Here is a 21,019-nt window from a genome sequence, read left to right on the forward strand (position 1 = left end):
CCCTCACCGCTGACACACCTGCTCCTACCTGGTCCGCACGGGGTCCCTGTGGGCGCGGGCCTGCCGGCGAACAGGGCGCCTCAGGCCGACCAGACCGGCGTCGCCCGCGCCACCAACGCCTGCGCATCGACACCCCTTGGCAATGCCCCATAGACCCGCCCACCCGCGCCCAACCGGCTGGCGATGAAGGCGTCACTGACCGTCGTATTGCCCGCTTCGAGCAACAACTTGGCCTGCAAGGCCACGGCGATGTCTTCAGTCAGTTGCCGGGCGCGGTACTGGATATCACCGGTATCGGCGAATGCGCCCTTCAGGTTGCCGATATGCGCCGCCAGGCGCGGGTCGCCGTGGCCATCGCCAAGTTCGGCGAACAATGCGTCGAGCACGCCCGGCTCTTTGGACAAAGCGCGCAGCACATCCAGGCATTGCACATTGCCCGAGCCCTCCCACGTGGAGTTGACCGGTGCCTCGCGGTAAAGGCGCGGCAGGATGCTGTCCTCCACGTAGCCCGCACCGCCCAGGCATTCGGCAGCTTCGTTGATCATTCCCGGAGCGCGTTTGCAGATCCAGTACTTACCCACGGCGGTCACCAGGCGTGCAAAATGCGCCTGCTGTGGATCGTCCAGTTGGTCCAGCGCCTGTCCCATGCGCAGGCTCAACGCCAGTGCCGCCTCGCTTTCCAATGCCAGGTCGGCCAGCACGTTCTGCATCAATGGCTGTTCGCTCAACATGCGCCCGCCGACCTTGCGATGGGCGCAATGGTGCGCGGCCTGGGTCAGCGCCTGTCGCATCAAAGCGCTGGAGCCGACCATGCAATCGAAACGAGTCATGGCCACCATTTCGATGATGGTCGGCACTCCACGCCCCTCTTCACCGATCATCCACGCCAGGGCGCCGCGAAACTCCACTTCACTGGAAGCATTAGAGCAGTTGCCGAGCTTGTTCTTCAGACGCTGGATATAGAACTGATTGTGCGTGTCGTCGGGGCGGTGGCGTGGCAGCAGGAAGCAGCTCAAGCCCTTGTCGGTCTGGGCCAGCGTCAGGAAGGCATCGCACATTGGTGCCGAGCAGAACCACTTGTGGCCGACCAGCTCGTACGCCTGGCCCGGGCCCGGGGCTCCGACCGGATAGGCCCGGGTGGTGTTGGCCCGCACATCGGTGCCGCCCTGCTTCTCGGTCATGGCCATGCCGAGGGTCACCCCGGCTTTGTGCCGGTCGCCCACGTTTCGCGGGTCGTACTCGCGCGCCAGTACTTTGGGCAACCAGTATTCGGCCAGCTCCGGCTGCAGTCTCAAGGCCGGCACCGCAGCGAAGGTCATGGTCAGGGGGCAGCCAGTGCCTGCTTCTGCCTGGCTGTGCAGGTAGGTCATCGAAGCGCGCGCGACATGGGCGCCGGGACGAGGTTCGGCCCAGGGCAAAGAAGGCAATCCATGCTCGACCGCCGTGCGCATCAGCTCGTGATAGGCCGGATGGAATGTCACCAGGTCGATGCGGTGACCATAACGGTCATGACTGCTGAACTCCGGCTTGTGGGCATTGGCCAGAAAACCCGCAGCCATCAGTGGGCCGCCGGCCAAGGCACCGTAGGCGTCGATCCGCGACTCGGCCCAGCCGGCACCGAAGCGCCGGGACCACTCCTGCAATGGCTGGTCGAGGCGGTACAGGTTGGCGCCGTCGAGCGACGGCGGCTGGTTAGTGACTTCGTGGGTTTCAGCGAACTGGTGCAGGTTCATCGGGGGCTCCCTGGATCCGGTCATGCCTGAAAGCCCCAGTGAAGCACTCCTTGAAGGTCAGTCAAAGTGTCAAAAACGACTAACTCGCCCGTCCTTAACCGCCCATTGCCCCCGAGGCCAACCGGCCGGACGGCCATTGCGCCTGGGCTACGGACAGGTTCAAGGACAGCTCGAAGCGGCTGCCCAGCCCGCGGGTCGACTCATGGGCCAAGCGGGCGCCGATCAGCTCGCCCAGCTGACGGCAGATCGACAACCCGATGCCCAGCCCCCCATAACGGCGGGTCATCGAGCCATCGACCTGGAAGAAGCGCTGGTAGAGGATGGCCTGGTCCAAGTCGTCGAAGCCAATGCCGCTGTCGCTGACGGTGAAGGTCAACGCCAGGTTGTCTGGCCCGAGCCTGCGCCCCCGCACCTGAATCACCACGCCGCCCTGGTGAGTGAATTTCAGGCCGTTGTCCACCAGACAGGCCAGGCAGCGCAGCAGTTTCTGCGCATCGCCAAGCAGCTCGTCGGGCAGCTCCGCTGGGATATCCAGGCTCAGGTACAGGCCTTTGCCCAGGGCACGCCCGGCGAAGCCTGCCCGCAGCTCCTGCAACTGCCGGCGCAGGCTGAAGGGCGCGGCATGGGGCCGCAGACGCCCCGCCTGCAGCTCGGTGAGCACGAGGATGTCGTCGACCATAGCCATCATGTCCTGGGCGGAACCTGTGGCGGTGCGGTGATACTGGGCGTGCTCGGCCGTCATCGGCAGGGTGTGCATCAGCTCCAGCGAGCCGATCACGCCGTTCATCGGTGTACGCAGCTCATGGGTGACCGTGGCCAGGAACTCGTCCTTCAGACGGTTGCTTCGGGCCAGTTGCTGGTTGAGCTGCTCCAGGGTGCGGCCAGTGTCGCGCAAGGCCTGGGCCTGCTGTTCGCGCAGGCTGTTGATACGATCGGCCAGAGCCAGGGACAGCAACGCCACTTCCAAGGCCGAGCCCAGTTGGCTGGCATACATGGTCAGGAATACGTTCGGCAGGTAACCGAGCACCATCAAGGTATTGACCAGCCCGCCCAGGAGGAACGCGGTCCAGGCGATGATGAACCAGCGCGCCACCCGTACTCCATGCCACCAGGCATAAAGCCCGGCGGTGAAGATGCTTACAGTGAACAGCAGCGCCAACAGCGTCGCCATACGCAAAGCCAGGCCGTAGGGCATGGTGACTGCCAGCACCATGATCAGCCCTCCACCGGCCATCAATCCCAGCAACAGCCGGTCGAAGCCACGGCTGAGGCCGCCTAATTGCAGGAAATGCCGGGCGAACTGGCAGCCGAACAGCCCCGCTGCACCAATGAACAACGGCGTGGCGGCATTGGCCCACCAAGGGCTGTCCGGCCAAAAATAAGCGACACCCGCGCCGTTGACCGAGACTTGGTAGAGCCCGAATGAGGCGATATAGAGGATGTAATACAGGTAGCTGACGTCGCGGACGCTGAGGTAAATGAAGAGGTTGTAAACCAGCATCACCAGCAATACGCCGTAGATCATGCCCAGTACATAGAGGCGAGTTGGCTGCTCTTCCATGTAAGCCTCGGTTGACCATAACGCCACCGGTGCCTGGATCGATCCCTGGCTTTGCAAACGCAGGTAGGCCGTGGTCGCCTGACCTGGGTTCAAAGGCAGCTCGAATAGATAGTTGTTCTGGCGGATCTGCCGGCTGGCATAGGGCAAGGCATCGCCTGTGCGCTGAACCAGACGATAACTGCCATGGCCATCAGGCAGATAGAGATCCAGGTGATCCAGCGGTGGATAGGCCAACTCCAACAGCCACTGACGGGAAGGTGCGGTAGGTGGGCTGATGTTGCGCAGGTCGATCTTCAGCCAGAACACCGAAGTGGAATAGCCCGCGTTCAGGACATCCTCACGATGCTGCCGGAAACGGCTGGCGAACGCCGGCGAACTGACCTGGGTGATGCTGGCGCTGCCATCGCGGTCTTCGAAGACCTGCATGACTTGACCCAATGGAAGGTACCGGGTGGCGCTGTCGAAATCGACCGCTCCGGCGAACAGGGGCACACAGCCCAAAAGCATGATCAGCAAGTAGCGCATACAGCCCCAGCATGGCCTGTCCAGTCGCGTCGTGGTGGCCTCCCTTCCCTTTGAGACGACGAATTCCGGCAGCGCCTATTTGTCGAGTTATCCGAGCACTCTAGCATAGCCTTCGGACAGGGCAACCAGCCACTTCAAATTTCAAAGTAAAGGCTCTATCTCAATGCTTACAGAAAGACAAAACACAAAAATCTGACCACTTGATCAACAAAAGCCATCAGCAGGGCGATTCGCCCCCACAGGTTTGGTGGTAAGCTCGCCGACCATGAACATGACCTACAGCTCCCGCCCCGTTGTCCTCTGTCTTTCCGGCCACGACCCCAGTGGCGGCGCCGGCCTGCAGGCAGATATCGAAGCCCTGATCGCCCAAGGCTGTCACGCCGCACCTGCCGTGACCGCCCTGACCGTGCAGGATACCGTCAACGTTTCCGACTTCCGCGTGCTGGACCGCGAGTGGGTTCTGGCACAGGCCAACGCCGTGCTGGCCGACTCCACCGTAGCAGCGGTCAAGCTCGGCATGCTCGGCTCGATCGAAATGGTCGATACCGTCGCCGAACTGCTGGCCGCCCATCCGCACCTGCCACTCGTCTGCGATCCGGTTCTGCGCGCCGGTGGCGGTGGCCGGCTGGGCAAGGACGAAGTCGGCTATGCGCTGCGCGAACGCCTGCTGCCGCTGGCCACCATCGCCACGCCGAACCTGCCCGAAGCCCGGATCCTGGCTGAACTGCCCGAAGGCACCGCGGACGAATGCGCCGAGAAACTTTTGCCGTTCTGTAGACATCTTCTGATTACCGGCGGTCACGGTGACGAGGCACAAATCCATAACCGCCTTTATAGCCGCGACGGTCAACAGCACACCTGGACCTGCGAACGCCTGCCGGGTAGCTACCATGGCTCCGGTTGCACCCTGGCCAGCGCCCTGGCGGGCCGACTGGCGCTGGGTGAGCAATTGCAAAGTGCAGTGCGCAGCGCCCTGGACTACACCTGGCGCACGCTGCGCGACGCCGAGCAACTGGGCAAGGGGCAGTTCGTCCCTCGCCGGCTGCCCCTGGACTTCTGCTCCTGATCCATGAGGCCTGACAGATGAAGTTACGCGGTCTGTACGCGATCACCGACAGCCAACTGCTCGCCGGTCGCTTGCTCTCCCACGTCGAGGCAGCCCTCGAAGGCGGTGTTTGCCTGCTGCAGTATCGTGACAAGAGCGACGACGCAGCACGCCGACTGCACGAAGCCGAAGGCCTGCTCAAGCTCTGCGAGCGCTACGGCACGCAACTGATCATCAACGACGACGCCCCACTGGCCGCGCACTTGGGCGTCGGCGTGCACCTGGGCCAGACCGACGGCCCCCTGACCCCGGCCCGTACCCTGCTCGGCCGCGATGCGATCATCGGCTCCACCTGCCATGCCCAGCTCGAGCTGGCCGAGCAGGCCGCCACCGAGGGCGCCAGCTATGTGGCCTTCGGTCGCTTCTTCAATTCGGTCACCAAGCCCGGCGCGCCAGCGGCCGACATCGCCCTGCTCGCCCAGGCCCGTGCCCGCGTGCAACTGCCGATCGCCGTGATCGGCGGCATCACCCTCGACAACGCCGCCCCCCTGGTCGCCCATGGCGCCGACCTGCTGGCGGTGATCCATGGCTTGTTCGGTGTCGACAGCGCGCAGGAAGTCACCCGCCGCGCCCGCGCCTTCAATGCCCTGTTCGCTTCCTGATTCGAGAGAAATCCCATGTCCCGTTCCGAATCCCTGTTCGCCCAAGCCCAGAAGCACATCCCTGGTGGTGTGAACTCGCCGGTCCGCGCCTTCCGCAGCGTCGGCGGCACCCCGCTGTTCTTCAAACATGCCGAAGGCGCCTATGTCGTCGACGAAGACGACAAGCGCTACGTTGATTACGTAGGCTCCTGGGGCCCGATGATTCTGGGTCACGGCCATCCGGACGTCCTGGCCTCGGTACGCAAGCAACTCGAACACGGCCTGTCCTACGGCGCCCCGACCGCCATGGAAACCGAGATGGCCGACCTGGTCTGCTCGATCGTGCCGTCCATGGAGATGGTGCGCATGGTCAGCTCAGGTACCGAGGCGACCATGAGCGCCATCCGCCTGGCCCGTGGCTACACCGGCCGCGATGCGATCATCAAGTTCGAAGGCTGCTACCACGGCCACTCCGACAGCCTGCTGGTCAAGGCCGGCTCCGGCCTGCTGACCCAGGGCGTACCGAGCTCGGCCGGTGTGCCGGCGGACTTCGCCAAGCACACCCTGACCCTACCGTTCAACGACATCGCCGCCGTCGAGAAGACCCTGAGCGAAGTCGGCAAGACCGTCGCCTGCATCATTGTCGAACCCGTCGCCGGCAACATGAACTGCGTACCGCCGGCTCCGGGCTTCCTCGAAGGCCTGCGCGAGCAGTGCGACAAACACGGCGTGGTGCTGATCTTCGACGAAGTGATGACCGGTTTCCGTGTCTCCCTCGGCGGCGCCCAGGGCTACTACGGCATCAAGCCGGACCTGTCGACATTCGGCAAGATCGTCGGCGGCGGCATGCCGGTTGGCTGCTTCGGCGGCAAGCGCGAGATCATGGAATGCATCGCCCCGCTCGGCCCGGTTTACCAGGCCGGTACCCTGTCGGGTAACCCGTTGGCCATGGCGGCAGGCCTGACCACGCTCAAGCTGATCAGCCGCCCAGGCTTCCACGACGAACTGACCGCCTTCACCTCCCGCATGCTGGATGGTTTGCAACAGCGTGCCGATGCCGCTGGCGTACCGTTCGTCACCACCCAGGCCGGTGCCATGTTCGGCCTGTACTTCAGCGGTGCCGACGACATCGTCACCTTCGATGACGTGATGGGCAGCGACGTGGAACGCTTCAAGCGCTTCTTCCACCTGATGCTCGAGGGCGGCGTGTACCTGGCACCAAGCGCCTTCGAGGCGGGTTTCACCTCCATTGCCCACGGCGACAAGGAGCTGCAGATCACTTTGGACGCCGCCGAAAAAGCCTTCGCTGCACTGAAGTGATTGCCCGCCTTGCATCGGCTTCTGCGCACGCATACCCGCCCCCACAGGTTCAACGCATGACTTGTAGGAGCGGGTACAGCCGCGAAGAAGCCGAGGCAGGCGATAAATGCTGTGCAATCGACAAAGGCTTCTCAATACAGAATTTCGAGTAAAACTTTGTAAGGTAGGCGCTGCTTATCCCATAATGTGCCACCAGAGACATTGGCCGCAGCTTTGCAGAGGTAAGTCGATCCCCATGAACCGCACCGGCCGCGCCCTTACCCTGGGCTGCCTGCTGCTTCTTCAGCCCCTGCTGGCCTTGGCAGAGGGTGGCAACTCGTTGCTGATTCCAGCGACGGGACGCTGCACCTTCGACACACAGCCAGAGGACCTGCAGAACGCCCTGAAGGCTTGCGAACGGACGGCGGAGTCGGGCGATGCCCAGGCGCAATACGAGCTGGGTGAGTTCTACTACAGTGGCAACCAGGCACCCAAAGACCTGAAAAAGGCCGTCAACTGGTTCGAGAAGGCCTCATTGCAAGGCCAGGCCCAGGCGCAATACCGTCTCGGCTCGATGTTCTTCCATGGCGAAGGCGTTCCGGCCAACAACGTTCAGGCTTACATTCTGCTGAAAATGGCAGCGGTCAATGGCGACGAAGACGCCCTGGACCTGGCCGACGAAGTCACCGAGCAGATGCCCCGCGATGAACTCGAACACGCCACCCAGGTGCTCGGCCAGATTTTCCGCAAATACCTGCTGGAGCTGCAAAACGCCGAAGGGCGCACACCCTTCTCCCCCCTGCCCTGACGGGCCGACCTACTTCTCCGGCATTGGCATCGGGAACGGCATCACGTTACCGCCACCCTTGGCCTCGCTGATCTTCGCCGTCCCCAATCGCTCCACCTCGTCGATACGCACGATCGAATGCATCGGCACGAAACTGCGCACCACACCTTCGAACTGCGCCTTGAGCTTCTCTTCGCTGGGGTCGACTACGACCTGGGTGCGCTCGCCGAAAACGAACTCCTCGATTTCAAGAAAGCCCCACAGGTCGCTCTGGTAGATCTGCTTGGCATACATCTCGAAGACCTGGCCCTGGTTGAGAAAGATCACTTTATAGATGGCGGGTTCGCGTTTGCTCATGATCGAAGAAGACGACACCGTGTTAGGAAAATGGCCGGCATCATAGCAGACCGCTTGCCCTGTTAAGCACCCGGTGCCACCTCTATAATGTGCGGCCTTTCAGCACCCGCAGCAGATGATTTGCCATGGCCAAGAAGCTTTACATTGAAACCCACGGTTGCCAGATGAACGAGTACGACAGCTCGCGCATGATCGACCTGTTGGGCGAACACCAGGCCCTGGAAGTCACCGAGCGCCCCGACGACGCCGATGTCATCCTGCTCAACACCTGTTCGATCCGCGAAAAAGCACAGGATCAGGTGTACTCCAAGCTCGGCCGCTGGCGCGCCCTGAAGGACCGCAACCCAGACATGGTCATCGCCGTCGGGGGTTGCGTGGCCAGCCAGGAAGGCGAGGCCCTGCGCAAGCGCGCGCCTTACGTCGATGTGGTGTTCGGTCCGCAGACCCTGCACCGTCTGCCAGAAATGATCGACGCCGCGCGCATCACTCGGGTACCGCAAGTCGATGTGTCGTTCCCTGAAATCGAAAAGTTCGACCACCTTCCCGAGCCCCGCATCGACGGCCCGACGGCATTCGTCTCGGTCATGGAGGGCTGCAGCAAGTACTGCACCTTCTGCGTGGTGCCCTATACCCGTGGCACCGAGGTCAGCCGCCCCTTCGACGACGTACTGGCCGAGGTCATCCACCTGGCCGAGAATGGCGTGCGCGAAATCACCCTGCTGGGCCAGAACGTCAACGGCTATCGCGGCCTGACCCACGATGGCCGTCTGGCAGACCTCGCCGAGCTGATCCGTGTGGTGGCGGCAGTCGACGGAATCGAACGGATCCGCTACACCACCTCGCACCCACTGGAATTCTCCGACAGCCTGATCCAGGCCCACGCCGAGGTGCCACAGCTGGTCAAGCACCTGCACCTGCCGGTACAGGCAGGCTCCGACCGCGTGCTGGCGGCCATGAAGCGCAACCACACGATCCTCGAGTACAAGTCCAAGCTGCGAAAGCTCAAGGCTGCGGTACCGGACATCTGCATCAGCTCGGACTTCATCGTCGGCTTCCCCGGCGAGACCGAGAAGGACTTCGAGCAAACCATGAAGCTGGTGGCCGAGGTCGGTTTCGACTTTTCCTTCTCCTTCGTCTACAGCGCACGTCCCGGCACCCCGGCCGCGGAGCTTGTGGACGATACGCCCGAGGAGGTCAAGAAACAGCGTCTGCAACTGCTGCAGCACCGCATCGACCAGCAGGGTTTCGAAATCAGCCGACGCATGGTCGGCAGTGTCCAGCGCATCTTGGTCACCGACTTCTCCAAGCGTGACCCAGGCAAGCTGCAAGGCCGTACCGAGAATAATCGAATCGTCAACTTCCACTGCGACAATCCAGCGCTGATCGGCCAACTGGTGGATGTACGCATCGAAGAGGCCAAGCCCCATTCGCTGGTCGGCTCATTGATTGAATGATGATGGTGGTGGTCTGTTCGCCGGGGAACCCGCTCCCACCGAATGGCGGTAAACCTCGTGGGAGTGGGTCTACCCGCCAATGCGCCACCACAGATACCTGTCCCTTGATCGTTTCAGTGCTTTCGCCACTGCCCTTCAGGGGTTATTCTTGAGTTCACCTCCATTGCCGTCGAGCGGCTAAAAACGACCTTGAACGCACCCATACAACCTCATCGTTTCATCCTCGAACCCTTCGAGGCCCACCGCTTCGCCAACTTGTGCGGCCAGTTCGACGAGCACCTGCGCCTGATCGAACAACGCCTGGCCATCGAAATCCGCAACCGCGGCAACCAGTTCGAACTGATTGGCGAACCCAAGACCACCTCTGCCGCCGAGCAACTGCTGCGTCGCCTCTATCGCGAAGCCAAGGCTTCCGAGCTGTCGCCGGAAACCGTCCACCTGTACCTGCAGGAATCGACCGTCGAGAACCTAGACAACCCAGCGGTCAACGAGGTCAGCGTGTCGCTACGCACGCGCAAGGGCAACATCCGCCCGCGCGGGGTCAACCAGCAGCGCTACGTCAAGGAAATCCTGGCCAACGATATCAACTTCGGCATCGGTCCGGCCGGTACAGGCAAGACCTATCTGGCTGTAGCCTGCGCCGTGGATGCCTTGGAGCGCGAACAGGTGCGCCGCATCCTGCTGGTGCGCCCGGCAGTGGAAGCCGGCGAGAAGCTCGGCTTCCTGCCTGGCGATCTGGCCCAGAAGATCGACCCGTACCTGCGCCCGCTGTACGACGCGCTCTACGAGATGCTCGGCTTCGAACACGTGGCCAAGCTGATCGAGCGCCAAGTCATCGAAATTGCCCCGCTGGCCTACATGCGCGGTCGTACCCTGAACAACAGCTTCATCATCCTCGACGAAAGCCAGAACACCACCCTTGAGCAGATGAAGATGTTCCTCACCCGCATCGGCTTCGGCTCGACGGCGGTGATCACCGGCGACATCACCCAGGTCGACCTGCCGCGCGGCACCAAGTCGGGCTTGGCCCATGTGATCGAAGTGCTCAAGGACGTGCCGGGCATCAGCTTTACCCACTTCCAGCCCAAGGATGTGGTCCGCCACCCGTTGGTGCAGCGTATCGTCGAAGCCTACGACCGCTTCGACGCGCGCCAGGCAAAGCCCGAGGTCCCCGGCAAAGATGCTTGAACTCGACCTGCAACGGGCCACGGATGCTGCCGCCCCGGATGACGCTGCCTTCCGTCGCTGGTGCGAACTGGCGCTGCGCCAGCGCACCGCCGACTCGGAAATGACCATTCGCCTGGTCGATGAACCCGAAGGCCGTGAGCTGAACCACACCTACCGGCACAAGGACTACGCCACCAACGTGCTGTCCTTCCCCGCCGACGTTCCCGATGACCTGCTCGACATCCCCCTGCTGGGCGACTTGGTCATTTGCGTGCCAGTGGTCGAGCGGGAAGCCACCGAGCAAGGCAAGTCGCTCGAAGCCCACTGGGCGCACCTGGTCATCCATGGCTGCCTGCACCTGCTTGGCTACGATCATATCGAGGACGACGAAGCCGAGGAGATGGAAGCCCTGGAACGAACCTTGCTGGCGGAATTGGGTCACCCGGACCCTTACGCCGACGACGAAATCACACAACCTGACAACTGAAAAGGATCACGAGTAACCGCCATGAGCGAAGACCGATCGAGCAATGGGCAGAAGTCCTGGCTGGGTAAACTGACCCAGGCTTTTGCCCATGAGCCGAAAAACCGCCAGGAGCTTCTCGAGCTGCTGCGCGAAGCCCATCAGAACAAACTGCTCGACAGCGAAGCGCTGACCATCGTCGAAGGCGCCATCCAGGTCGCCGACCTGCAGGTGCGTGACATCATGGTGCCGCGCTCGCAGATGATCAGCATCAAGGCCAGCCAGTCTCCACGCGAATTCCTGCCAGCGGTGATCGATGCCGCGCACTCGCGCTACCCGGTGATCGGTGAAGGCCATGACGATGTGCTCGGGATCCTCCTGGCCAAGGACCTGCTGCCGCTGATCCTCAAGGAGAACGGCGACAGCTTCAACATCAAGGACCTGCTGCGCCCGGCCACCTTCGTGCCGGAGTCCAAGCGCCTGAACGTGCTGCTGCGCGAATTCCGCGCCAACCACAACCACATGGCCATCGTCATCGATGAATATGGCGGCGTGGCGGGCCTGGTGACCATCGAGGACGTGCTCGAGCAGATCGTCGGCGACATCGAGGACGAGCACGATGTCGAGGAAGACAGCTACATCAAGCCACTGCCCAGTGGCGACTTCCTGATCAAGGCCTTGACCCCGATCGAGAACTTCAACGAGTTCTTCGACTCGGAGTTCTCCGACGATGAGTTCGATACTGTGGGCGGCCTGGTGATGAGTGCCTTCGGCCACCTGCCCAAGCGCAACGAGACCACCGAGATCGGGGCCTACAAGTTCCGTATTCTCAACGCCGACAGCCGGCGGATACACTTGCTGCGCCTGACTCCGATCACCCGTTAAGGACAAACATGCGTTGGATCACCCGCCCCGGCTGGCCCGGTAACCTGCTGGCCCTGGCGGCCGGCGCATCGACCCTCCTGGCCCTGGCGCCGTTCGACATCTGGCCTCTGGCGCTGCTGTCCATCGCCCTGCTCTACCTCGGCCTGCGCGAGCTCAGCCCGCGCCAGGCGATGTGGCGTGGCTGGTGGTTCGGTTTCGGCCTGTACGGTGCCGGCACCTGGTGGATCTACGTCAGCATGAACACCTACGGCGGCGCCTCCCCGGCGCTGGCGATCGCGCTGCTGGTGGCGTTCTTCGCCGCCCTGGCCTGGTTCTTCGCCCTGCCCACCTGGCTATGGGCGCGCTGGCTGCGTCGCAATGAGGCTCCCCTGGCCGATGCCCTGTGCTTCGCCGCTCTGTGGCTGCTGCAGGAAGCCTTCCGCGGCTGGTTCCTGACCGGTTTCCCGTGGTTGTACGCAGGCTACAGCCAGCTCGATGGCCCCCTGGCCGGTCTGGCACCGCTGGGTGGCGTGTGGCTGATTTCCTTTGTCCTGGCACTGAGCGCTGCGCTGTTGTGCAACCTGCACCGCCTGCGTGAGCGTCCCTCGTTTCTGGCGGTGGGCGTGATAGTGCTGTTGGCGCCCTGGGTGATCGGCATGGCGCTCAAGGGGCATGCCTGGACACAACCCTCCGGTGATCCACTGAAGGTCGCAGCGTTGCAGGGAAATGTCGAGCAGGACCTGAAATGGGACCCGGCGCACATCGATGCGCAACTGGCGCTTTACCGCGACATGAGCTTCAGCTCCAAGCCAGTGGACTTGCTGGTCTGGCCGGAAACCGCCGTCCCCGTACTCAAGGACCAGGCCCAAGGCTACATCGACGTAATGGGGCGTTTTGCCGCCGATCGGCATTCGGCGCTGATCACCGGGGTGCCGGTGCGTGAAGTGGTGCACCACCAGCGCCGCTACTACAACGGCATCACCGTGACCGGAGAGGGCGACGGCACCTACCTCAAGCAGAAGCTGGTGCCCTTTGGTGAATACGTACCGCTGCAGGACATGCTCCGTGGGCTGATCGAGTTCTTCAACCTGCCGATGTCGGACTTCGCCCGCGGCCCAGCGGACCAGCCCTTGCTGCAGGCCAAGGGCTATCAGGTTGCGCCGTTCATCTGCTACGAGGTGGTCTATCCCGAGTTCGCAGCGGGCCTGGCCGCACGCAGCGACTTGCTGCTGACCATCAGCAACGACACCTGGTTCGGCACCTCCATCGGCCCCCTGCAACACTTGCAGATGGCCCAGATGCGTGCCCTGGAGGCCGGGCGCTGGATGATCCGCGCCACCAACAATGGCGTCACCGCGTTGATCGACCCCTTCGGCAAGATCACTGCGCAGATCCCGCAGTTCCAGCAAGCCGTCCTCTACGGGGATGTGGTGCCAATGCAGCAACTGACGCCCTACCTGCAATGGCGCTCCTGGCCGCTGGCGATTCTCTGTGCGCTACTGCTGGGATGGGCGCTCTTGGCGAGCCGGATCGCCAAGACCGTGTGACCTTCCAGGGGCCGCATTGCGGCCCCGCGGTGGTCAGTAAAACAACCGATACCCCACCAACCCCACCGCCTCGTTGAGCAACTGTCCGCTGCGCCACACCGCCCGGCTATCGGGCAGCAAGCCGGCGAACGGCTGCGCATGGTCCTTGCCCAGGAATCCGACCGGTGCCGGCACCACCTCGAACCCTGCCTGCTCGAAACTCCAGCGCGAGCGCTGCATGTGCCAGGCTTGGGTCACCAGCACCACGCGGCGCACGCCTTGGGGTTGCACCAGCCGCGCGCTGAACTGGGCGTTCTCCCAAGTAGTGCGGCTGGCCTCTTCCTTCCAGCGCACGTCAACGCCGAAGTCCGACTTCATGCGATCGGCCATCAACTGGGCCTCGCTCGGCGGCGTGCCGTAGTGAAGCCCACCGGTGGTCAATACCGGCAGCCCCGAGGCCTTGGCCAGCTGCGCGGCATAGCGCATGCGCTCAAGAGCGGTGCCGGTCGGCTGGTCCTCTGCTCCCCAGGCCGGGTCGCCACGCTCACGCCCGGCGCCCAGCACCACGATCGCGTCGGCTCGCCCTGCCAGGGTCGCCCATTGCGCCATCGGCAATGGCGCCTCGGTCTCCAACTGCCGGGCCGCCCGTTCCACCACCAGCGGCAAGCTCATCAGCCACAAACCACCCAGGCCAAGGGCAAAGCACAAGGCCGCCAGGCGCGGGCGTCGCGTGCGCAGCCACCAAGCTGCCAGCAAGAGCAAAAACAGCACGCCGGGAGGCAGCAACCATTGTTTGATGAAATAGCGAAGCGGCATGCACGGTCCTCCTGGAAAGGAGTGCAGCCTAAGAGGATCGGCGCCGGGCAACAAGTGCGCGTCCGGCGCCGATCATGAGCAGTTTAAGTTGAGTACCGGCGCACGACGGTCTGCGCCTGGAATCCAGAACGGCTAGCGGGACAGCGTCCGGGATCTCGCCGTGGTGGCGGGGCGTTTCTTGTCCTTGAGCCAGACGATCTTCGCCGACGTCGGCTCCGGTTGCTGGTAAGCACCGGCGCTGGCGAAACGACCTTCCGGGAGGGTTTCCAGGTAGGCCTTGATCACTTCGAACTCGGCGTGGCTCAGGCCACGCAGTTCCAGTTCAGCTGGCATCTCGTCGCGTAATCGTACGGAGGTCCTGGCCACTTCGAGTGCCAAGCCCAGGCGGTCGATCAAGCGTTCGTATAGCTCCGGTTTGATTGCGGGTAGCTGCGACTCTCCCATCCGTTCACCTCATTGAAGATAAGAATATCTCCCCCAAAGATGAGCTTAGCGTCACTCTGAAAAGCAGCCCGGTGCCGCGACCAACGGCCCCGGAGCCGCATTCAAGGTTTCCCACGATGCGCGGCGCTCATGTATGCTACGGCGTTCACTCCAACGACACCGCAGTGCCGGACGCAGCGAGGTTGCGCTGCCTGGAAACAGGGTCCTTATCTCTCTCAGCACAAAGTAGCCATGCACGAACAATACACGCCCCGTGATATAGAAGCCGCCGCCCAGACCTTCTGGGACGAGCAACAATCGTTCGCTGTCACCGAACAGCCAGGCAAGGACACCTACTATTGCCTGTCGATGTTCCCGTACCCGAGCGGCAAGCTACACATGGGCCACGTGCGCAACTACACCATTGGTGACGTGATCGCCCGTTACCAGCGCATGCAGGGCAAGAACGTCCTGCAGCCAATGGGTTGGGATGCGTTCGGCATGCCGGCCGAAAACGCCGCGATGAAGAACAACGTCGCCCCGGCCAAGTGGACGTACGAGAACATCGACTACATGAAGTCCCAGCTCAAGAGCCTGGGCCTGGCGATCGACTGGTCGCGTGAAGTCACCACCTGCAAGCCGGACTACTACCGCTGGGAACAGTGGCTGTTCACCCGCCTGTTCGAAAAAGGCGTCATCTACCGTAAGAACGGCACCGTCAACTGGGACCCGGTCGACCAGACCGTACTGGCCAACGAGCAAGTCATCGACGGCCGCGGCTGGCGTTCGGGCGCGCTGATCGAGAAGCGCGAAATCCCGATGTACTACTTCCGCATCACCGACTACGCCGACGAGCTGCTTGAAAGCCTCGACGAGCTGCCGGGCTGGCCTGAGCAGGTCAAGACCATGCAGCGCAACTGGATCGGCAAATCCCGCGGCATGGAAGTGCAGTTCCCCTACGACCAGGCGAGCGTCGGCCACGAAGGCACCCTCAAGGTCTTCACCACCCGTCCGGACACCCTGATGGGCGCGACCTACGTCGCAGTCGCCGCCGAGCACCCGTTGGCCACCCAGGCCGCCCAGGGCAACCCGGCACTGCAGGCGTTCATCGATGAATGCAAGAGCGGTAGCGTCGCCGAGGCCGACATGGCCACTCAGGAGAAGAAGGGCATGCCCACTTCCCTGTTCGTCCAGCACCCGCTGACCGGCGAGAAGCTCCCGGTCTGGGTCGCCAACTACGTGCTGATGCACTATGGCGATGGCGCCGTGATGGCTGTTCCGGCCCACGATGAGCGTGACTTCGAGTTCGCCCACAAGTACAACCTGCCGCTCAAGGCTGTGGTCCGCACCAGCGCCGGCGACGACGTGGGCAGCGAGTGGCTGGCCGCCTACGGCGAGCACGGCCAGCTGATCAACTCCGGCGAGTTCGACGGCCTGGATTTCGAAGGCGCCTTCGACGCCATCGAAGCCGCCCTGATCCGCAAGCAGCTGGGCAAATCGCGTACCCAGTTCCGCCTGCGCGACTGGGGCATCAGCCGCCAGCGCTACTGGGGCTGCCCGATCCCGATCATCCACTGCCCGACCTGCGGCGATGTGCCGGTACCGGAAGACCAATTGCCGGTCACCCTGCCCGAAAACGTGGTGCCGGACGGCGCTGGCTCGCCACTGGCGCGCATGCCTGAATTCTACGAATGCAGCTGCCCGAAATGCGGCGCCGCGGCCAAGCGCGAAACCGACACCATGGATACTTTCGTCGAGTCGTCCTGGTACTTCGCCCGCTACGCCTCGCCAAACTACGAAGGCGGTATGGTCGACCCGAAAGCGGCCAACCACTGGCTGCCGGTCGATCAGTACATTGGCGGTATCGAGCACGCCATCCTTCACCTGCTGTATGCGCGCTTCTTCCACAAGCTGATGCGCGACGAAGGCCTGGTCACTTCCAACGAGCCGTTCAAGAACCTGCTGACCCAGGGCATGGTGGTCGCCGAGACCTACTACCGTACCGCCAGCAACGGCGGCAAGGATTGGTTCAACCCGGCGGACGTCGAGGTCGAGCGTGACGCCAAGGCCAAGATCATCGGTGCCCGCCTGAAGACCGATGGCCTGCCGGTGGAAATCGGCGGTACCGAGAAGATGTCCAAGTCCAAGAACAACGGCGTGGATCCACAGGCCATGATCGACGCCTACGGCGCCGACACCTGCCGTCTGTTCATGATGTTCGCCTCGCCGCCCGACATGAGCCTGGAGTGGTCCGACTCCGGCGTCGAGGGTGCCAGCCGCTTCCTGCGCCGCGTATGGCGCCTGGCCCAGGCCCACGTGAGCCAGGGCCTGCCGGGCAAGCTGGACGTCGCCGTACTGGACGATGCGCAGAAAACCATCCGCCGCGCCATCCATGCCGCCATCAAGCAGGCCAGCACCGACGTGGGCCAGTTCCATAAATTCAACACCGCCATCGCCCAGGTGATGACCGTGATGAACGTGCTGGAAAAAGCCCCGCAAGCCACCGAGCAGGACCGCGCCCTGCTGCACGAAGGCCTGGAAGCCGTGACCTTGCTGCTGGCCCCGATCACGCCGCACATCAGCCATGAGCTGTGGAAGCACCTGGGTCACGACCAGGCCGTGATCGATGCCACTTGGCCAAGCGTAGACGAAAGCGCCTTGGTCCAGGACAGCATCACTCTGGTGGTCCAGGTCAACGGCAAGCTGCGTGGCCAGGTCGAAATGCCCGCCAGCGCCAGCCGTGAAGAGATCGAAGCCGCCGCCCGCAGCAACGAGAACGTCCTGCGCTTCATCGATGGCCTGACCATCCGCAAGGTCATCGTGGTGCCGGGCAAGCTGGTCAACATCGTCGCCAACTGATGGCAACGCCCGCCCGCGCATGTTGCGGGCGGGCGGAATTGGCCCACAAGGGAGCTACAACATGATCAAACGCAATCTGCTGGTAATGGGCCTGGCCGTCGTGCTCAGCGCCTGCGGTTTCCAGCTGCGCGGCACCGGCACCACCGAGCTGAGCATCAAGGAAATGGACCTGCGCGCGCGCAATGCTTATGGCGAGACCGTGACCGAGCTGCGCGAATCCCTCAAGCGCAACGGCGTCAATGTCCACTCAGGCGCCCCCTACCGCCTGGTGCTGACCGACGAGCAGCAAACCCAGCGCGCCGCCACCTATAGCGGCGGCAACCGGTCGGTCGAATACGAACTCACCACCGTGCTCAATTACAGCATGCTGGGCCTGAACGACATCCCGCTGCTGAGCGACAAGATCGAAGTGCGCAAGATCTACGTGCATGACGGCGACAACATCACAGGCTCCGACCAGGAAGCCACCCAAGCCCGCGAAGAAATGCGCCGCGATCTGGTCCAGGCCATGCTCGTTCGCCTGCAAATGCTGACCCCGGGCCACCTGGACGAGCTGCAGCGCGAAGCAGAAGAACGCGCCAAGGCCGAAGCCCAGGCCCAGGAGGCGGCCCGCCGCCAGCAGGACGAAACGCCGCAGCAATCCCCAATGGAAGTTCCGGCCAACTGACCGAGGCCGAACGGGGCACCTTTGGGTGCCCCCGCATCCACCATGAAGCTCTCCCCCGCCCAACTCAACAAACACCTGCAAGGTGCCCTGGCCCCGGTCTACGTGGTCAGCGGCGACGATCCGCTGCTTTGTCAGGAAGCCGCCGACGCCATCCGTACCGCGGCTCGCCAGCAGGGCTTCGACGAACGCCAGGTGTTCAGTGCCGACGCCAATTTCGACTGGGGCACCCTGCTCCAGGCCGGCGCCAGCCTTTCCTTGTTCGCCCAAAGGCGCCTGCTGGAGCTGCGCCTGCCATCGGGCAAGCCCGGCGACAAGGGCGCTGCCGCGTTAATGGAGTACTGCGCCAACCCGGCCGAAGACACATTACTGCTGGTCAGCCTGCCCAAACTCGACGGCAGCGCGCAGAAGACCAAATGGGGCAAGGCGCTGATCGAAGGCCAGCACTGCCAATTCATCCAGATCTGGCCAGTCGACGCGCAGCAACTGCCACAGTGGATCAATCAGCGCCTGTCCCAGGCCGGACTGTCCGCCCAACGTGACGCGGTCGACCTGATCGCCGCGCGGGTCGAAGGCAACCTACTGGCAGCCGCCCAAGAGATCGAAAAACTCAAGTTGTTAGCCGAAGGCAACCAGATCACGGTGGAAACCGTGCAGGCTGCCGTAGCCGACAGCGCTCGCTTCGACGTGTTCGGGCTGGTCGATGCCATCCTCAACGGCGAGGCGGCCCACGCCCTGCGCATGCTGGAAGGCTTGCGCGGCGAAGGGGTCGAGCCACCAGTCATCCTTTGGGCCCTGGCGCGCGAGTTGCGCCTGCTGGCTGGGCTTGCCCAGCAATTCAGCCAAGGCGTGCCGCTGGACAAGGCCTTCAGCCAGGCACGACCACCTGTGTGGGATAAACGCCGACCACTGGTCAGCAAAGCTCTCCAGCGCCTGTCCGCGCAGCGTTGGGCGCAGTTGCTGCAGGATGCTCAGCGCATCGACGCCCAGATCAAAGGTCAGGCCGAAGGTTCCCCCTGGACGGGGCTGGCGCGGCTGGCGCTGCTGATGGCCGGGCAACGCCTGGCGTTGCCTGGCGAGTAAGCTATCTGCACTATTCCTGTAGGGGCTGGCGAAGCCAGCAATCGGCTGAAAAAGTCTGCAAGACAGCCCCTATCTGCCCATAAATACAATCAATTGGCTCCTGCCCTACCCTGGTCTTACAGTGCGCCCCGACATCCACCCAACCGGGGTATCGCCATGAGCAAGAAGCCGAAGAAGCACGGGCCGAACAAGGCCAAGTCCATCATCGCCCAGCCACTGTTCCGCTGCCGCCAGGAACGACCGAACAAGGGCAAAGGCAGCTACCGCCGCGAAGCCTTCCAATCGAGAGATTGGGAGGCTTCTTGCTTTTTGGCCGCATGAAGGCAGGAAACCCCCAGTCATGATATGGTCGGCACCTGAACCGCAATTCTGGATCTGTGCATGCCCTTTCGTCTGTCCCTGCGCTGGCCGTCTCGCCAGCTGATCGCAGCCTCCAGCTTCATCCTGCTCGTCGCCTGTGCGGAAAAACCCACCGCCGCCGACGCCTTGCCGCTGGCCCCCGCGCAGCCTGCGCCGAACGTGTCCCTGCCGGGCACCACGCCTGACACCAGCAACGACATCCAGCCCCTGCAAACCTTCGCCCAATGGCAGGCAGGCTTCCGCCAGCAGGCCTTGCAAGCCGGCATCAGTGTCAACACCTTCGATCGCGCCTTCCTAGGCGTCACACCCGACATGGACGTGATCAAGGCCGACCGCAGCCAACCCGAATTCGCCCGCCCGGTGTGGGAATACCTCGACGGCGCCCTGTCGCCGCTGCGTGTGCGCAACGGCAAGAAGCTGCTCGAGCAACATGCCGAGTTGTTGTCGCGCATCGAGCAGCGCTATGGCGTCGACCGCCAGGTGCTGGTATCGGTCTGGGGCATGGAAAGCAACTTCGGCCAGTTCCAGGGCAACAAATCAGTGATCCGCTCCCTGGCCACCCTGGCCTACGAAGGCCGTCGTCCGACCTTCGCCCAGGACCAACTGATCGCCGCCCTGCAGATCCTGCAGAACGGCGACATCCAGCCCGAGGCCATGCGCGGCTCCTGGGCCGGCGCCATGGGCCAGACCCAGTTCATTCCGACCACCTATAACACCCACGCGGTGGACTTCGACGGCGATGGCCGTCGCGATATCTGGAACAGCACAGCCGATGCCCTGGCATCCACCGCCCACTACCTGCAAAGCTCGGGCTGGAAACGTGGGCAGCCGTGGGGCTTCGAAGTCCAAGTGCCCGCAGGCTTCGACTATTGGCTGGCCGATGGCGTGCAGCGCAAGAGCGTCAGTGAATGGCTGCAACTGGGCGTGAAACTGCCAGCCGGCACCCAGCTGCCTGCAGGCAGCAGCCAGCTGTCCGCCGCCCTGCTGCTGCCGGCAGGGGCTCGTGGCCCGGCGTTCCTGGTGCTGGACAACTTCCGGGCGATCCTGAAGTACAACAATTCCTCGTCCTACGCCCTGGCGGTCAGTCTGCTGGGTGATCGCTTCTATGGCTGGGGCTTCATCGCCGGTAGCTGGCCCAAGGACGATCTGCCACTGAGCCGTAGCGAGCGCATCGAACTACAGGATCTGCTCAACGCCAGCGGCCACGAGGCCGGCAATGCCGACGGCATCATCGGCGCCAATACCCGCAAGGCCATCCGCAATGCCCAGCAGGCGCTGGGTTGGCCGGCAGATGGGTACCCGACCCACAAGCTGCTCGACAGCCTGCGTCGTCGCTAACCTGGCAACGAGCGCAGCCCTGTGGGAGCGCGGGTAGACCCGCTCCCACAAGCT

19 protein-coding genes are annotated in these 21,019 nt (G+C 63.4%); 14 read left to right on the top strand and 5 right to left on the bottom strand.

Annotated elements, in window-relative coordinates; all coding sequences use genetic code 11:
- Positions 1-80: 80 nt before the first annotated feature.
- Both BLS27_RS21295 and BLS27_RS21300 read right to left on the bottom strand, forming a co-directional pair.
- Positions 81-1,733, bottom strand: a complete 1,653-nt coding sequence (locus BLS27_RS21295; protein ID WP_043211221.1) for an acyl-CoA dehydrogenase family protein — start codon at positions 1,731-1,733, stop codon at positions 81-83.
- A 94-nt stretch (positions 1,734-1,827) separates the two neighbouring features.
- A complete protein-coding gene (locus BLS27_RS21300) occupies positions 1,828-3,819 on the bottom strand; it encodes a sensor histidine kinase (protein WP_090346787.1) in 1,992 nt (663 codons plus the stop codon).
- Between the two features lie 265 nt (positions 3,820-4,084).
- On the opposite strand from BLS27_RS21300, the gene BLS27_RS21305 reads away from it, so the two are divergent.
- The 4 genes from BLS27_RS21305 to BLS27_RS21320 all read left to right on the top strand — a co-directional run bounded on the left by BLS27_RS21305 (position 4,085) and on the right by BLS27_RS21320 (position 7,612).
- A complete protein-coding gene (locus tag BLS27_RS21305; RefSeq protein WP_043211219.1) occupies positions 4,085-4,885 on the top strand; it encodes a hydroxymethylpyrimidine/phosphomethylpyrimidine kinase in 801 nt (266 codons plus the stop codon).
- Between the two features lie 17 nt (positions 4,886-4,902).
- Positions 4,903-5,526, top strand: coding sequence for a thiamine phosphate synthase (gene thiE / locus BLS27_RS21310; RefSeq protein WP_090346788.1), 624 nt, complete (start codon positions 4,903-4,905; stop codon positions 5,524-5,526).
- A gap of 15 nt (positions 5,527-5,541) precedes the next feature.
- Positions 5,542-6,825, top strand: a complete 1,284-nt coding sequence (gene hemL, locus BLS27_RS21315) for a glutamate-1-semialdehyde 2,1-aminomutase (protein WP_090346789.1) — start codon at positions 5,542-5,544, stop codon at positions 6,823-6,825.
- A gap of 235 nt (positions 6,826-7,060) precedes the next feature.
- Positions 7,061-7,612, top strand: a complete 552-nt coding sequence (locus BLS27_RS21320) for a tetratricopeptide repeat protein (RefSeq protein ID WP_043211215.1) — start codon at positions 7,061-7,063, stop codon at positions 7,610-7,612.
- Between the two features lie 9 nt (positions 7,613-7,621).
- On the opposite strand, the gene BLS27_RS21325 is transcribed toward BLS27_RS21320, so the two are convergent.
- Positions 7,622-7,948: a DUF1820 family protein gene (locus BLS27_RS21325; protein ID WP_043211213.1), complete on the bottom strand. Its 327-nt coding sequence runs from the start codon at positions 7,946-7,948 to the stop codon at positions 7,622-7,624.
- A gap of 125 nt (positions 7,949-8,073) precedes the next feature.
- Between BLS27_RS21325 and miaB the strand changes: the two genes are divergently transcribed.
- From miaB to lnt, 5 genes are all read left to right on the top strand, one after another.
- The gene (miaB, locus tag BLS27_RS21330) at positions 8,074-9,402 is read left to right on the top strand and encodes a tRNA (N6-isopentenyl adenosine(37)-C2)-methylthiotransferase MiaB (protein WP_043211212.1); all 1,329 of its coding nucleotides are present in this window, start codon (positions 8,074-8,076) and stop codon (positions 9,400-9,402) included.
- A gap of 189 nt (positions 9,403-9,591) precedes the next feature.
- Positions 9,592-10,590 carry a PhoH family protein gene (locus BLS27_RS21335; RefSeq protein WP_043211210.1) on the top strand — a complete coding sequence of 333 codons (999 nt, stop codon included), beginning with the start codon at positions 9,592-9,594 and terminating at the stop codon, positions 10,588-10,590.
- Positions 10,583-11,056, top strand: a complete 474-nt coding sequence (ybeY, locus tag BLS27_RS21340; protein WP_043211208.1) for an rRNA maturation RNase YbeY — start codon at positions 10,583-10,585, stop codon at positions 11,054-11,056. The genes BLS27_RS21335 and ybeY overlap by 8 nt, the downstream gene beginning before the upstream one ends.
- A gap of 21 nt (positions 11,057-11,077) precedes the next feature.
- On the top strand, positions 11,078-11,917 hold the full coding sequence (locus BLS27_RS21345) for an HlyC/CorC family transporter (protein ID WP_043211207.1): 840 nt from the start codon (positions 11,078-11,080) through the stop codon (positions 11,915-11,917).
- An 8-nt stretch (positions 11,918-11,925) separates the two neighbouring features.
- A complete protein-coding gene (gene lnt, locus BLS27_RS21350) occupies positions 11,926-13,443 on the top strand; it encodes an apolipoprotein N-acyltransferase (protein WP_043211206.1) in 1,518 nt (505 codons plus the stop codon).
- Between the two features lie 33 nt (positions 13,444-13,476).
- Here lnt and BLS27_RS21355 read toward each other — a convergent pair whose 3' ends face one another.
- Together BLS27_RS21355 and BLS27_RS21360 are read right to left on the bottom strand one after the other, a co-directional pair.
- The gene (locus tag BLS27_RS21355) at positions 13,477-14,238 is read right to left on the bottom strand and encodes a YdcF family protein (RefSeq protein WP_090346790.1); all 762 of its coding nucleotides are present in this window, start codon (positions 14,236-14,238) and stop codon (positions 13,477-13,479) included.
- Between the two features lie 132 nt (positions 14,239-14,370).
- The gene (locus BLS27_RS21360; RefSeq protein WP_043211202.1) at positions 14,371-14,682 is read right to left on the bottom strand and encodes a hypothetical protein; all 312 of its coding nucleotides are present in this window, start codon (positions 14,680-14,682) and stop codon (positions 14,371-14,373) included.
- A gap of 231 nt (positions 14,683-14,913) precedes the next feature.
- Here BLS27_RS21360 and leuS point away from each other — a divergent pair, with 231 nt between their 5' ends.
- From leuS to BLS27_RS21385, 5 genes are all read left to right on the top strand, one after another.
- Positions 14,914-17,520, top strand: coding sequence for a leucine--tRNA ligase (gene leuS, locus BLS27_RS21365; protein WP_043211200.1), 2,607 nt, complete (start codon positions 14,914-14,916; stop codon positions 17,518-17,520).
- Positions 17,521-17,581: 61 nt separating this feature from the next.
- Positions 17,582-18,187, top strand: coding sequence for an LPS-assembly lipoprotein LptE (locus BLS27_RS21370; RefSeq protein WP_043211198.1), 606 nt, complete (start codon positions 17,582-17,584; stop codon positions 18,185-18,187).
- A gap of 42 nt (positions 18,188-18,229) precedes the next feature.
- Positions 18,230-19,267, top strand: a complete 1,038-nt coding sequence (holA, locus tag BLS27_RS21375) for a DNA polymerase III subunit delta (RefSeq protein WP_043211196.1) — start codon at positions 18,230-18,232, stop codon at positions 19,265-19,267.
- Positions 19,268-19,423: 156 nt separating this feature from the next.
- Complete coding sequence (arfA, locus tag BLS27_RS21380) at positions 19,424-19,588, top strand: alternative ribosome rescue factor ArfA (RefSeq protein WP_043211193.1); 165 nt, start codon at positions 19,424-19,426, stop codon at positions 19,586-19,588.
- Between the two features lie 60 nt (positions 19,589-19,648).
- On the top strand, positions 19,649-20,965 hold the full coding sequence (locus BLS27_RS21385; RefSeq protein ID WP_090346791.1) for a lytic murein transglycosylase: 1,317 nt from the start codon (positions 19,649-19,651) through the stop codon (positions 20,963-20,965).
- Positions 20,966-21,019 lie beyond the last annotated feature (54 nt).

This window comes from Pseudomonas guariconensis (genome assembly GCF_900102675.1).
GTDB lineage: Bacteria > Pseudomonadota > Gammaproteobacteria > Pseudomonadales > Pseudomonadaceae > Aquipseudomonas > Aquipseudomonas guariconensis.